The sequence below is a fragment of the Klebsiella sp. CN_Kp088 genome (genome assembly GCF_040064335.1).
GTDB classification, from domain to species: domain Bacteria; phylum Pseudomonadota; class Gammaproteobacteria; order Enterobacterales; family Enterobacteriaceae; genus Klebsiella; species Klebsiella aerogenes.
The window spans coordinates 150,066-164,213 of sequence record NZ_JBEAIQ010000029.1 but is presented as its reverse complement, the minus strand read 5'-3'; the positions used below and the strand labels follow the sequence as shown (position 1 = coordinate 164,213).

13 protein-coding genes are annotated in these 14,148 nt (G+C 56.3%); 12 read left to right on the top strand and 1 reads right to left on the bottom strand.

Annotated elements, in window-relative coordinates; translation table 11 throughout:
• Positions 1-321: 321 nt before the first annotated feature.
• Positions 322-1,461: a tRNA epoxyqueuosine(34) reductase QueG gene (gene queG, locus ABLV08_RS19130; RefSeq protein WP_015704164.1), complete on the bottom strand. Its 1,140-nt coding sequence runs from the start codon at positions 1,459-1,461 to the stop codon at positions 322-324.
• 13 nt (positions 1,462-1,474) lie between these two features.
• Between queG and nnr the strand changes: the two genes are divergently transcribed.
• From nnr to nsrR, 12 genes are all read left to right on the top strand, one after another.
• Positions 1,475-2,986 carry a bifunctional ADP-dependent NAD(P)H-hydrate dehydratase/NAD(P)H-hydrate epimerase gene (gene nnr / locus ABLV08_RS19125; RefSeq protein ID WP_026612424.1) on the top strand — a complete coding sequence of 504 codons (1,512 nt, stop codon included), beginning with the start codon at positions 1,475-1,477 and terminating at the stop codon, positions 2,984-2,986.
• On the top strand, positions 2,979-3,440 hold the full coding sequence (tsaE, locus tag ABLV08_RS19120; RefSeq protein ID WP_015704166.1) for a tRNA (adenosine(37)-N6)-threonylcarbamoyltransferase complex ATPase subunit type 1 TsaE: 462 nt from the start codon (positions 2,979-2,981) through the stop codon (positions 3,438-3,440). Before nnr ends, tsaE begins: the two co-directional genes overlap by 8 nt.
• A gap of 16 nt (positions 3,441-3,456) precedes the next feature.
• Positions 3,457-4,806: an N-acetylmuramoyl-L-alanine amidase AmiB gene (gene amiB, locus ABLV08_RS19115; RefSeq protein WP_015368636.1), complete on the top strand. Its 1,350-nt coding sequence runs from the start codon at positions 3,457-3,459 to the stop codon at positions 4,804-4,806.
• Positions 4,807-4,816: 10 nt separating this feature from the next.
• Positions 4,817-6,679: a DNA mismatch repair endonuclease MutL gene (gene mutL / locus ABLV08_RS19110; RefSeq protein WP_015704168.1), complete on the top strand. Its 1,863-nt coding sequence runs from the start codon at positions 4,817-4,819 to the stop codon at positions 6,677-6,679.
• Positions 6,672-7,622, top strand: a complete 951-nt coding sequence (miaA, locus tag ABLV08_RS19105) for a tRNA (adenosine(37)-N6)-dimethylallyltransferase MiaA (protein WP_015704169.1) — start codon at positions 6,672-6,674, stop codon at positions 7,620-7,622. The genes mutL and miaA overlap by 8 nt, the downstream gene beginning before the upstream one ends.
• 92 nt (positions 7,623-7,714) lie before the next feature.
• Positions 7,715-8,023, top strand: a complete 309-nt coding sequence (hfq, locus tag ABLV08_RS19100; RefSeq protein WP_015368633.1) for an RNA chaperone Hfq — start codon at positions 7,715-7,717, stop codon at positions 8,021-8,023.
• 75 nt (positions 8,024-8,098) lie between these two features.
• Positions 8,099-9,379, top strand: coding sequence for a ribosome rescue GTPase HflX (gene hflX, locus ABLV08_RS19095; protein WP_015368632.1), 1,281 nt, complete (start codon positions 8,099-8,101; stop codon positions 9,377-9,379).
• Between the two features lie 58 nt (positions 9,380-9,437).
• Entirely contained in the window at positions 9,438-10,700 is a 1,263-nt protein-coding gene (hflK, locus tag ABLV08_RS19090) for an FtsH protease activity modulator HflK (RefSeq protein WP_015368631.1), read from the top strand.
• 2 nt (positions 10,701-10,702) lie between these two features.
• Entirely contained in the window at positions 10,703-11,707 is a 1,005-nt protein-coding gene (gene hflC / locus ABLV08_RS19085) for a protease modulator HflC (protein WP_015368630.1), read from the top strand.
• A 198-nt stretch (positions 11,708-11,905) separates the two neighbouring features.
• On the top strand, positions 11,906-12,103 hold the full coding sequence (locus ABLV08_RS19080) for a DUF2065 domain-containing protein (RefSeq protein WP_015368629.1): 198 nt from the start codon (positions 11,906-11,908) through the stop codon (positions 12,101-12,103).
• A gap of 103 nt (positions 12,104-12,206) precedes the next feature.
• The gene (locus ABLV08_RS19075; RefSeq protein ID WP_002885665.1) at positions 12,207-13,505 is read left to right on the top strand and encodes an adenylosuccinate synthase; all 1,299 of its coding nucleotides are present in this window, start codon (positions 12,207-12,209) and stop codon (positions 13,503-13,505) included.
• 150 nt (positions 13,506-13,655) lie between these two features.
• Positions 13,656-14,090, top strand: coding sequence for a nitric oxide-sensing transcriptional repressor NsrR (gene nsrR, locus ABLV08_RS19070; RefSeq protein ID WP_015368627.1), 435 nt, complete (start codon positions 13,656-13,658; stop codon positions 14,088-14,090).
• Positions 14,091-14,148: the final 58 nt, after the last annotated feature.

Sequence of the window (14,148 nt, the reverse complement as noted above, 5' to 3'; positions counted from 1 at the left end):
ACGACCTTGCCAAGGTCGGGGTCGCGAGTTCGAGTCTCGTTTCCCGCTCCAAATTTCTTCCTTTATCCAGTTTATCCACAGTGCGAAATCGCGCCGGGGATGATTTTCATTGCCTATCGAAAAATACTGTAAACAGAGTTATCCACAGGCTGTCGTTTGGCTGACGGCGCGATAAATGCTTCACTTTGTAAATAGTATTGTCGTATCTTATTGAAATTTAACATTTAAATTTCATTTCAAACTGTTAATTCGATCACTTGACGTACGTCTGCCCGTTGAAACGCAATGTGTTTTTGTTTTTATTCACAGCCTGTGAATGAATCAGGCGTCGCGCGGTAATCCTTTCTCGACCACCCTGACCAGGCGTAATTTCTGCGGCAACTGCACTTCGACAACGTTGGCGTTTCGCTTTTCGATCTGCTGCGCAACCGCCCATTCAATGTGTTCATCGAGAAGTGGGTGCTCACCTCGGCGACTTTCCAGCGCGACCAGATTGGCTTCATTCCAGGGAGCATTACCGAGCGCGACGGCGATATTGCGTAACCAGCGTAAGTGACCGATACGGCGTATCGCCGAGCCCTCAGTGACTTTCAGGAACCAGGCTTCGCTCCAGGCGAACAGCTCAATCAGCTGCGGCGCATGTAGCGCTTTACGCGGGCTGAAGTCCTCTTCATCGGTGAGCTGCGAAAAACGGTTCCACGGACATATCAACTGGCAATCATCGCAGCCGTAAATACGGTTGCCGATAAGCGGACGAAATTCTTCCGGGATGGCGCCTTCAAGCTCGATGGTCAGATAGGAGATGCAGCGCCGCGCGTCGACGGTATAGGGCTCGACGATGGCGCCGGTGGGGCAGATAGTCATACAGGCGACACAACGCCCGCACTCTTCGGCAACCGGCTGGTCTATCGGCAGTGGCAGATCGATAAGCAACTCGCCCAGGAAGAAAAACGATCCGGCGTCGCGGCTTAAGATAAGTGAGTGCTTACCTGTCCAGCCAAGCCCCGCTTTTTCAGCGATGGGCCGCTCCAGGATAGGCGCGGAATCGACAAACGGTCTAAAATTGAGCGAAGCACACTGTTCCTGAATCATCTCGCCGAGTTTTTTCAGACGGTTACGTAGCAGCTTATGATAATCACGCCCCAGGGCATAACGGCTGACGTAACCCAGCGTGGGATCTTTCAGAGTGCTGGCGAAAGCAGCATTGGCGGGCAGGTAGTTCATGCGCACGCTAATCACGCGTAGCGTACCGGGCAGCAGTTCATGCGGCCGGGCGCGCATCATGCCGTGGCGAGCCATCCATTCCATTTCGCCATGGTATTGTTTATCCAGCCATGCCTGTAGTTTAGGTTCGCTGGCGCTGAGATCGGTATCGGTAATACCGACCTGCTGGAAGCCAAGCTCGGTGCCCCATTGTTTGATTTGTTGCGCTAACTGATTGAGATCGAGGGGCTGTGACATGATGGACCATACAATGACGAAAAACCCTGACAGTATACCACACATCGTATGGCCAGCGGAGACGCTGCGCCAGGCGGAAAGAGAGGCGGCGGATAGTCTCGGGCTGACGCTTTTTGAATTGATGCGGCGTGCCGGTGAGGCGGCGTTTCAACTGGCCCGAAGCCTTTATCCCGCCAGCCAGCACTGGTTGATTCTTTGCGGCCACGGCAATAACGGCGGCGACGGCTATGTCGTCGCGCGACTGGCGCAGGCGCAGGGCATCGCGGTAACGCTACTGGCGTTGGAAAGCGATAAGCCGCTGCCGGAAGAGGCGCAGGCCGCGCGGGAAGAGTGGCTCAATGCCGGCGGCGTCATCCACGCCGCCGATAGCGCCTGGCCGGATGATATCTCATTGATTATTGACGGGCTGCTCGGCACCGGCCTGCATAGCGCGCCGCGCGCTAACGTCGCCGGGCTGATTGAACTGGCGAATGCCTATCCCGCGCCGGTTATTGCGCTTGATATCCCCTCCGGGCTGAACGCGCAAACCGGCGCGACGCCTGGCGCGGTAATCCACGCCGCCCATACCCTGACGTTTATCGCGCTAAAACCCGGACTACTGACCGGCAACGCCCGCGACGTCGTCGGGCGCTTACATCATCATGCGCTCGGGCTGGAGCGCTGGCTTGCCGGGCAAAACACCGCTATTCGCCGTTTTTCCGCAGCGCAACTGGCAGGCTGGTTGCCGCCGCGTCGCCCGACGTCGCATAAAGGCTCGCATGGTCGGCTGGTGATTATCGGCGGCGATCGTGGCACCGCTGGCGCCATTCGTATGGCAGGTGAGGCCGCGCTGCGTGCCGGCGCGGGTTTAGTACGCGTGCTGACCAGGGCGGAAAATATCGCGGGCATTGTGACTGCCAGACCGGAATTGATGGTCCATGAGCTGAACGGTGACTCTCTTGCCGAGAGCCTGGAGTGGGCGGATGTCGTGGCGATTGGTCCCGGTCTTGGGCAAAGCGAATGGGGTAAAGCGGCGCTGCGGCAGGTAGAGAATTTTCGCAAACCGATGGTCTGGGATGCCGACGCGTTGAACCTGCTGGCAATCAATCCCGATAAACGTCACAATCGCGTGTTAACCCCGCATCCTGGCGAAGCCGCCCGTTTATTGAATATCAGCGTGGCAGAAGTTGAAAGCGATCGCTTACATTCTGTACAACGTCTGGTAAAACGGTATGGCGGCGTGGTGGTGCTAAAAGGCGCAGGAACCGTCGTGGCGAATAACGCGGGGGAAATCGGTATCATTGATGCCGGTAATCCCGGAATGGCCAGCGGCGGGATGGGCGATGTGCTCACCGGCATTATCGCCGCGCTGTTGGGACAGGGGCTGACCCCATATGATGCCGCTTGCGCAGGCTGCGTGGCGCACGGCGAAGCCGCAGACCGGCTGGCCGCCAGAGATGGCGCCCGCGGGATGCTGGCGACCGATCTTTTTTGCACGCTGAGGCGTGTTGTTAACCCGGATGTGATTGACCTAGACCATGATTAACCGTGTGATTCCTTTACCCGACGAGCAGGCGACATTAGACCTTGGCAACCGCGTAGCGCAGGCCTGTAGCGGCGCGACGGTTATCTATCTGTATGGCGATTTAGGCGCGGGTAAAACCACCTTCAGCCGCGGTTTTCTGCAGGCCCTTGGCCACCGCGGCAATGTCAAAAGCCCAACGTATACGCTGGTGGAGCCTTACACCCTCGACAATCTGATGGTGTATCACTTCGACCTCTACCGGCTGGCGGATCCTGAGGAGCTCGAATTTATGGGGATCCGCGATTACTTCGCTAACGATGCCATCTGCCTGGTAGAATGGCCGCAACAAGGTGCGGGTGTACTGCCTGACCCGGATGTCGAAATTCACCTGGATTATCAGGCGCAAGGGCGTGAGGCGCGCGTAACGGCGGTCTCTTCATTGGGTGAGTCTTTATTGGCGCGTTTAGCCATTTAGCCTAAAGGATGACGGGATGAAGTATCGTATAACCAGTTGGCTGGCCGCCGCTCTGATGCTGCTCGGCACTCAGGCATCCGCGGCAAGTTTATCCGATATCCAGGTCTCAAACGGCGATCGGCAGGCCCGCATCACGCTAAGTTTTGTCGGCGATCCTGAATATTCTTTCACCCCGCAAGGTAAGCGGGCGGTGGCGTTGGATATCAAACAAACCGGCGTACTTCAGGGGCTGCCGCTGCAGTTTAGCGGTAATAATCTGGTCAAGAGCATTCGTTCCGGCTCGCCTCAGGATACGCAATCGCTGCGTCTGTTGGTCGATCTGACGGAAGATGGTAAAACGCGGGCGGTGAAGCAGCAAAATGGCGCCAACTATACCGTCGTCTTTACCATTAACGCCGATGTGCCGCCGCCACCTCCTCCGCCAGTGATAGCGAAACGGGTCGAAGCGCCGGTAGTGGCGTCGCGTCCGAGCACGCCGCCGCGCAATCCGTTTAAAAACTCTGGCAGCGACAGAACCACGGTGGTGACCAGCAGTCAGCCGGCGATGACCAACAACCAGACCATCAGCCGTCCGGCGGCGCGTACCGTCTCTTCTGACGATAAAATTATTATCGCCATTGATGCCGGTCACGGCGGCCAGGATCCTGGCGCCATCGGACCGGGCGGCACCAAAGAGAAAAACGTCACGATTGCTATCGCCCATAAACTCCGGGCGTTGCTCAACGACGATCCGCAGTTTAAACCGGTGCTAACCCGCAACGGTGATTACTTCATCTCGGTTATGGGGCGTTCGGACGTGGCGCGCAAACAAAACGCCAATTTCCTTGTCTCTATCCATGCCGATGCGGCCCCGAACCGCGACGCGACCGGCGCATCGGTGTGGGTGCTCTCTAACCGCCGCGCGAATAGCGAAATGGCCGGCTGGCTAGAACAGCATGAGAAACAATCCGAACTTTTGGGCGGTGCGGGCGATGTGCTGGCGAATAGCCAGTCGGATCCTTATCTGAGCCAGGCGGTGCTGGATTTACAGTTCGGCCATTCCCAGCGCGTCGGTTATGATGTGGCGACGGATGTACTAAGCCAGCTGCAGCGGGTCGGTAATCTCCATAAACGCCGCCCGGAGCATGCCAGCCTTGGCGTTCTGCGCTCGCCGGATATTCCGTCGATCCTCGTCGAAACCGGCTTTATCAGTAATAACGGCGAAGAGCGCCTGCTGGGTAGCGATGATTACCAACAGCAGATTGCAGAGGCGATTTATAAAGGGCTGCGTAACTATTATATGCAGCACCCGCTGCAATCAGCGCCGCGCGGCACGGCTGCGCAAACCGCCAGCGCCAGTTCGCCTGGCGGGACGTTGATTAACTAAGGAGAAGGTCATGCCGATTCAGGTTCTACCGCCGCAGCTCGCCAACCAGATTGCCGCTGGCGAGGTGGTGGAACGTCCGGCGTCGGTAGTGAAGGAGCTGGTTGAGAACAGCCTTGATGCCGGCGCAACCCGTATCGACATTGATATCGAACGCGGGGGCGCGAAGCTTATCCGTATTCGCGATAACGGCTGTGGGATCAAAAAAGATGAGCTGGCGCTGGCGCTGGCTCGTCACGCCACCAGTAAAATCGCCTCGCTGGATGACCTTGAGGCGATCATCAGCCTTGGCTTTCGCGGCGAAGCGTTGGCCAGTATCAGTTCCGTCGCCCGCCTGACGCTGACTTCGCGTACCGCGGAGCAGCACGAGGCATGGCAGGCTTATGCTGAAGGGCGCGACCAGGCAGTGACGGTGAAACCGGCGGCGCATCCGATAGGCACCACGCTGGAAGTCCTGGATCTGTTTTACAACACCCCCGCGCGGCGCAAGTTCATGCGCACCGAAAAAACCGAGTTTAATCATATTGATGAAATCGTCCGCCGCATCGCGCTGGCGCGTTTCGATGTAACGATTAATCTCAGCCATAACGGCAAAATGATGCGCCAGTATCGCGCAGTGGCGGAAGGCGGCCCGCGTGAACGCCGCCTCGGCTCGATTTGCGGCGCGGCGTTTCTGGAACACGCGTTGGCCATTGAGTGGCAGCATGGCGATCTGACGCTGCGCGGCTGGGTTGCCGATCCGTTGCATACCAATCCGGCATTAGCGGAAATCCAGTACTGCTACGTCAACGGGCGTATGATGCGCGACCGGCTGATCAACCATGCCATTCGCCAGGCCTGTGAAGACAAGCTGGGCGCTGACCAGCAGCCGGCGTTTGTGCTGTATCTGGAGATTGACCCGCATCAGGTTGATGTCAACGTGCATCCGGCGAAGCACGAAGTACGTTTCCATCAATCGCGGCTGGTGCATGATTTTATCTATCAAGGCGTACTGAGCGTGCTGCAGCAGCAACTGGATGCGCCGTTGGCGGAAGAAGACGAAGCGCCCGCGTCGCGGCCGGTGCCGGAAAATCGCGTAGCGGCGGGCGCTAACCATTTCGCTCGCCCATCGCCTGCCCGGGAACCGGCGGCGGGTTATGATACCCGCGCGCCGCGGGAACCTGCCGCCGGCGGCGGCTATAGCGCAGGCGGCGCCAACTGGCCCCACGCGCAGCCGGGCTATCAAAAACAGCAGGGGGCGCTTTACCGTCAACTGCTGCAAACCCCGGCGGCGGAAAAGCCACCCGTTGCGCCGGCGCCTGCGGAAAGCCTGGCAGCCCATAGCCAAAGCTTTGGCCGGGTGCTGACTATTATCGGCAGCGATTGCGCGCTGCTCGAGCGCGGCGGCACATTGGCGTTGCTGGCGCTGCCGGTGGCGGAGCGCTGGCTGCGTCAGGCGCAGCTAACGCCGGGCGCGGAAGCGGTTTGCGCGCAGCCGCTGCTGATCCCGCTGCGTCTTAAAGTGAGCGAAGCAGAACGTAAGGCGCTGGAAAAGGCGCAGCCGGCGCTGGCGCAATTGGGTATCGATTTACAAGCAGATGCTCAGCACGTGACGGTCCGCGCGGTGCCTTTACCCTTAAGACAACAAAATTTACAAATCTTGATTCCTGAACTGATAGGCTACCTGGCGCAGCTAACGGCATTCGACGTCGGCGACATTGCCCAGTGGACGGCGCGTAATCTGACGAGCGAGCACGCGCAGTGGAGTATGGCGCAGGCGATTTCCGTGCTGGCGGACGTTGAGCGTTTATGTCCGCAGCTGATTAAAGCGCCGCCGGGTGGTCTGTTACAACCTGTTGATTTACATTCGGCGATGACAGCCCTGAAAGATGAGTGATGTAACTGAGGCGAGCCTGCCTAAGGCAATTTTTTTAATGGGGCCGACGGCCTCCGGTAAAACCGCATTAGCTATCGCCTTGCGTAAAGTTTTGCCCGTAGAGTTGATTAGCGTCGATTCCGCCCTCATCTATCGAGGAATGGATATCGGCACGGCCAAACCCGATGCCGCGGAGCTTAGCGCTGCGCCGCATCGGTTGCTGGATATCCTTGATCCGGCAGAGTCGTACTCGGCGGCGGATTTTCGCCGCGATGCGTTGGCGGAAATGGCGGATATCGTCGCCGCCGGGCGCATCCCGCTGCTGGTCGGCGGAACAATGTTGTACTTCAAAGCGTTGTTGGAAGGGTTATCGCCGCTGCCTTCGGCGGATCCCGCAGTCAGGGCCAGAATTGAGCAACAAGCAGCAGAGCAGGGGTGGCACGCATTGCACCGGCAGTTACAGGACATCGATCCCGTGGCCGCCGCGCGTATTCATCCAAATGATCCGCAAAGACTTTCCCGAGCACTGGAAGTTTTTTTCATTTCGGGTAAAACTTTAACGGAACTGACGCAAACGTCAGGAGAGGCTCTGCCGTATCAGGTGCATCAGTTCGCCATCGCCCCGGCGAGCCGTGAACTGCTACATCAACGCATTGAGCAGCGTTTTCATCAGATGTTGGCTTCAGGTTTTGAAGCAGAAGTGCGGGCGCTATTTGCCCGTGGAGATTTGCATACGGATATGCCTTCCATTCGTTGTGTCGGATACCGCCAGATGTGGTCATACCTTGAAGGCGAGGTCCCGTATGATGAAATGGTTTATCGAGGTGTTTGCGCGACGAGACAGTTAGCTAAACGTCAGGTCACCTGGCTGCGTGGTTGGGAAGATGTTCACTGGTTAGACAGTGAGCAACCTGAACAAGCGCTCAACAAAGTATTACAGGTTGTTGGTGCTAGCCAGAACTGAACGTGTACAATTGAATGGTATCGTGCGTAATTTTTTTTAAGAATCGTAAGGTTCTGAGTACAAAACAAGCATACATATAAGGAAAAGAGAGAATGGCTAAGGGGCAATCTTTACAAGATCCGTTCCTGAACGCTTTGCGTCGGGAACGTGTTCCGGTTTCTATTTATTTGGTGAATGGTATTAAGCTGCAAGGGCAAATTGAGTCTTTCGATCAGTTCGTGATCCTGTTGAAGAACACGGTCAGCCAGATGGTCTATAAGCACGCAATTTCTACTGTTGTTCCGTCCCGTCCGGTGTCTCACCACAGCAATAATGCTGGCGGCGGTGCAAACAACTATCACCACGGTGGTAGCGCGCAAGGTTCTTCTGCGCCGCAGCAAGACAGCGACGACGCCGAATAAGGCTAATGCTGTTTTTCCACGTCGGGGAGCCAGGTTTTCTGCGTTCCCCGCTGGTATTTTATAAGGGGTTTACGCTTGTTTGACCGTTATGATGCCGGTGAGCAGGCGGTACTGGTACACATCTATTTTTCGCAAGACAAAGATATGGAGGATCTCCAGGAGTTTGAATCCCTGGTCTCTTCCGCCGGTGTCGAAGCAATGCAGGTGATTACCGGTAGCCGTAAAGCACCGCACCCGAAGTATTTTGTTGGTGAAGGTAAGGCTGTTGAAATTGCGGAAGCCGTAAAAGCGACCGGCGCCTCGGTCGTGCTGTTCGATCATGCCTTGAGTCCGGCCCAGGAACGTAACCTGGAGCAGCTTTGCGAATGCCGGGTTATCGATCGCACCGGTCTGATTTTAGATATTTTTGCCCAGCGAGCGCGTACCCACGAAGGGAAACTGCAGGTTGAGCTGGCGCAGCTGCGCCATCTGGCCACCCGTCTGGTACGCGGCTGGACCCACCTTGAAAGGCAGAAGGGCGGGATTGGTTTGCGCGGACCGGGTGAAACCCAGCTCGAAACCGACCGTCGATTGCTGCGTAACCGTATTATGCAGATCCTGTCGCGACTGGAAAAAGTAGAAAAGCAGCGCGAGCAAGGTCGGCGGTCACGCGCTAAGGCCGATATCCCTACCGTCTCGCTGGTGGGATATACCAACGCCGGAAAATCAACGCTGTTCAACCAGATAACCGAAGCGGAAGTCTATGCCGCGGACCAACTGTTCGCCACCCTGGACCCAACGCTGCGCCGCATTAACGTCACCGACGTCGGCGAAACGGTACTGGCTGACACCGTAGGCTTTATTCGTCATCTGCCGCACGATTTGGTGGCGGCGTTTAAAGCGACGCTGCAGGAGACGCGTCAGGCGACGCTGCTGCTGCACGTTATCGACGCGGCGGATGTCCGCGTGCAGGAAAATATTGATGCAGTAAATACGGTCCTTGCTGAAATCGAGGCCGATGAAATCCCGTCATTGCTGGTGATGAACAAAATCGATGTGCTTGACGATTTTGAACCGCGCATCGATCGGGATGAAGAGAATAAACCGATTCGGGTCTGGCTCTCCGCCCAGACCGGAGTTGGCGTACCACTGCTTTTTCAGGCGTTAACAGAACGTCTTTCCGGCGAAGTGGCTCAGCATACGCTGCGTTTACCGCCGCAGGAAGGTCGTCTGAGAAGCCGGTTCTATCAGCTTCAGGCGATAGAAAAAGAGTGGATGGAGGATGACGGCAGCGTAAGCCTGCAAGTGCGCATGCCCATCGTGGACTGGCGTCGCCTCTGCAAACAAGAGCCTGCGTTGGTCGACTACGTGGTTTGACCTGGCCTGAAGATATTAACCCCTGTGGGGATATCAAAAACAAATATGGAGCATATACATGGCGTGGAATCAGCCCGGTAATAACGGACAGGACCGCGACCCGTGGGGAAGCAGCAAGAATGGCGGCAACTCTGAGGGAAATGGCAACAAAGGCGGTCGCGATCAGGGGCCGCCCGATCTGGATGATATCTTCCGCAAGTTAAGCAAAAAACTTGGCGGTCTCGGCGGCGGTAAAGGCGGCCAGGGTGGCGGTAATGTGACGCAGGGGCCGCGCGGCCCGATGGGCGGGCGCATTGTCGGCATCGTTGCTGCAGCGGCGGTGATTATCTGGGCAGCCAGCGGTTTCTATACCATCAAGGAAGCGGAACGTGGTGTGGTGACACGCTTTGGCAAGTTCAGCCATCTGGTTGAGCCAGGTCTGAACTGGAAGCCAACCTTTGTCGATAATGTGCAAGCGGTGAACGTCGAGTCGGTTCGTGAGCTGGCCGCATCTGGTGTGATGCTGACTTCCGATGAGAACGTCGTGCGCGTTGAGATGAACGTACAGTACCGGGTGACCGATCCGGAGCGCTACCTGTTTAGCGTGACCAGCGCCGACGATAGTTTGCGTCAGGCCACCGACAGCGCCCTGCGCGGCGTCATCGGTAAGTACACCATGGACCGTATCCTGACTGAAGGTCGTACCGTTATCCGTAGCGATACCCAGCGCGAGCTGGAAGAGACCATTCGTCCGTACAACATGGGGATTACCCTGCTGGACGTCAACTTCCAGACGGCGCGTCCGCCGGAAGAGGTGAAGGCCGCGTTTGATGATGCCATTGCCGCGCGTGAGAACGAGCAGCAGTACATCCGCGAAGCGGAAGCTTATACCAACGAAGTTCAGCCGCGTGCGAACGGTCAGGCGCAGCGTATCCTCGAAGAGGCGCGTGCGTATAAAACCCAGACCGTACTGGAAGCACAGGGTGAAGTCGCTCGCTTTGCGAAGATCCTGCCGGAATATAAAGCCGCGCCGGAAATTACCCGCGAGCGTCTGTATATCGAAACCATGGAAAAAGTGCTGAGCCATACCCGCAAAGTGCTGGTTAATGACAGCAAGGGCGGCAACCTGATGGTTCTGCCGTTGGATCAGATGCTGAAAGGCGCCACTGGTGCGCCGGCAAAGAGCGATAGCAGTGGCGCAAGCGATCTGCTGCGCCTGCCGCCTGCGTCCAGCTCAAGCAGCGCCAGCACCTCATCAACCTCGAGTTCAACTGGGGGTACCATTATGGACCAACGCCGCGCCAACGCGCAGCGTAACGACTACCAGCGTCAGGGGGAATAACGATGCGTAAATCTGTTATCGCGATCATTGTCGTCGTGCTGGTAGTGCTCTACATGTCTGTCTTCGTGGTGAAAGAAGGCGAGCGTGGCATTACGCTGCGCTTTGGCAAAGTTCTGCGCGACGATGAGAACAAGCCGCTGGTGTATGCGCCAGGTCTGCACTTCAAGATCCCGTTTATTGAATCCGTGAAAATGCTGGATGCGCGTATCCAGACCATGGACAACCAGGCTGACCGCTTTGTTACTAAAGAGAAGAAAGACCTGATCGTCGACTCCTATATCAAGTGGCGCATCAGTGACTTCAGTCGTTACTATCTGGCGACCGGCGGCGGCGACGTCTCCCAGGCCGAAGTTCTGCTGAAGCGTAAGTTCTCTGACCGTCTGCGCTCTGAGATTGGTCGTCTGGACGTGAAAGACATCGTGACTGATTCCCGCGGTCGTTTGACCCTGGAAGTGCGTGATGCGCTGAACTCCGGTTCTGCAGGTACAGAAGATGAAGTCTCGACGCCGGCAGCCGATGACGCTATCGCTAAAGCGGCAGAACGGGTAGAAGCTGAAACTAACGGTAAGGTTCAGGTAATCAACCCGAACAGTATGGCGGCGCTGGGTATTGAAGTCGTTGACGTACGTATCAAGCAGATCAACCTGCCGGCTGAAGTGTCTGAAGCGATCTACAACCGTATGCGCGCCGAGCGTGAAGCGGTTGCTCGTCGCCATCGTTCACAAGGTCAGGAAGAAGCGGAAAAACTGCGCGCGACCGCGGACTATGAAGTGACCAAGACCCTGGCGGAAGCCGAGCGTCAAGGGCGTATTCTGCGCGGTGAAGGCGATGCCGAGTCGGCAAAACTGTTTGCCGATGCATTCAGTCAGGATCCGGGCTTCTATGCCTTTATCCGTAGCCTGCGCGCCTATGAGAAGAGCTTCCAGAGCAACCAGGACGTGATGGTCCTCAGCCCGGATAGCGATTTCTTCCGTTACATGAAGTCACCGGATTCTGTGCGTAAATAAGCCGGGTCAGTGTGAAATCAGAAGGCGCCTTGCAAGAGGCGCCTTTTTTCATGCCATAGATTGTGATTTTTCTCTCAGCTAGTGGTTTCATATTGCCTGTGAAATGCCGGAGAATGTGAAGAAAGAAAAGGGTTTTGCGGTAATACTCACCGGCGCCAAACTGGCGGCGGTTTTGTTTTTCTATAAGGGTCATCAATAATGAATGCAACAATTTGGCTGGCACTGGCGCTGGTTTTAGTTCTCGAAGGTCTTGGCCCACTGCTTTATCCCCGCGCCTGGCGCAAGATGGTAGCGACCATGAGCCAACTGCCGGATAATTTATTGCGTCGCTTTGGCGGCGGTCTTGTGGTAGCTGGTATCGTCATCTACTACATGTTGAGGAAATCGATTGGCTGATCAAAAAACAATCGTATTACCCTCATTTTGAGTGCAAAAAGTGCTGTAACTCTGAAAAAGCGATGGTAGAATCCATTTTTAAGCAAACGGTGATTTTGAAAAAATGGGTAACAACGTCGTCGTACTGGGCACCCAATGGGGTGACGAAGGTAAAGGGAAGATCGTCGATCTCCTGACTGAACGGGCTAAATATGTTGTGCGCTACCAGGGTGGCCATAACGCAGGCCATACTCTCGTAATCAACGGTGAAAAAACCGTCCTCCATCTTATTCCATCAGGTATTCTCCGTGAGAATGTAACCAGCATCATCGGTAACGGTGTTGTGCTGTCTCCGGCTGCGCTGATGAAAGAGATGAAAGGTCTGGAAGACCGTGGTATCCCTGTTCGTGAGCGTCTGCTGCTGTCCGAAGCCTGTCCGCTTATTCTCGACTATCACGTTGCGCTGGATGTTGCGCGTGAGAAAGCACGCGGTGCGAAAGCTATCGGTACAACCGGTCGCGGTATCGGCCCGGCTTACGAAGATAAAGTCGCCCGTCGCGGCCTGCGCGTTGGCGACCTGTTTGATAAAGCTACCTTCGCTGACAAACTGAAAGAAGTGATGGAATATCACAACTTCCAGTTGGTGAACTTCTATAAAGCAGAAGCGGTCGACTATCAAAAAGTGCTGGACGATGTGATGGCGATTGCCGACATCCTGACCAGCATGGTCGTTGACGTCTCCGATCTGCTGGATCAGGCGCGTCAGCGCGGCGACTTCGTGATGTTCGAAGGCGCGCAGGGCACGCTGCTGGATATCGACCACGGTACCTATCCGTATGTAACTTCCTCCAACACCACTGCTGGTGGCGTGGCGACCGGCTCCGGCCTGGGCCCGCGTTATGTGGATTACGTTCTGGGTATCATCAAAGCTTACTCTACTCGTGTAGGCGCGGGTCCGTTCCCGACCGAGCTGTTTGATGAAACCGGCGAGTTCCTGTGCAAGCAGGGTAACGAATTCGGCGCCACTACCGGCCGTCGTCGTCGTACCGGCTGGCTGGACGCTGTCGCGGTACGCCGCGCGGTGCAGATTAACTCCCTGTCCGGCTTCTGCCTGACCAAACTGGACGTCCTGGACGGCCTGAAAGAAGTGAAAATCTGCGTCGGCTACCGTATGCCGGACGGCCGTGAAGTGACCACCACTCCGCTGGCTGCCGACAACTGGGAAGGTATCGAGCCTATCTACGAAACCATGCCGGGTTGGTCCGAAACCACCTTCGGCGTGAAAGAGCGCAGCGGTCTGCCGCAGGCAGCGCTGAACTATATCCAGCGTATTGAAGAGCTGACCGGCGTGCCGGTTGATATCATCTCTACCGGTCCTGACCGTACTGAGACTATGATTCTGCGCGACCCGTTCGACGCGTAATCATCATCCAGGGGCGCCGTTCGGGCGCCCTTGTTTTTGCAGTTCGCCCGCCCCATTTCAAATAAATTAGCGGCCTGAGCGCTGGCTGGTTTATCATCAATAGAGTTAATACCCGCGGATTCACCGCTTTCCCCTTACCCTGAGGTTGATGTGCAGTTAACGAGTTTCACCGATTATGGATTACGTGCGCTGATTTATATGGCGTCGTTGCCGGATGACCGAATGACCAGTATTTCCGAGGTGACGGATGTCTATGGCGTTTCCCGTAATCATATGGTCAAAATAATCAATCAGTTAAGCCGTGCTGGCTACGTGACGGCCGTGCGGGGAAAGAATGGGGGGATTCGCCTTGGCAAGCCAGCTAAAATGATTCGCGTGGGTGATGTTGTGCGCGATCTTGAGCCGCTATCGCTGGTGAATTGCAGCAGCGAATTTTGCCACATTACTCCCGCTTGCCGCCTGAAACAGGCACTTGCCGAAGCCGCGCAAAGTTTCCTGAAGGAACTGGATAACTACACGCTGGCCGATTTGGTTGAAAAGAATCAACCGCTATATAAATTATTACTGGTGGAAGAAAAGCGCTGAGTGATTCGCGCCGCAGCGTAAAGAGAACTCACAAAGCGGCGGCGTGCGCCACCCAGAG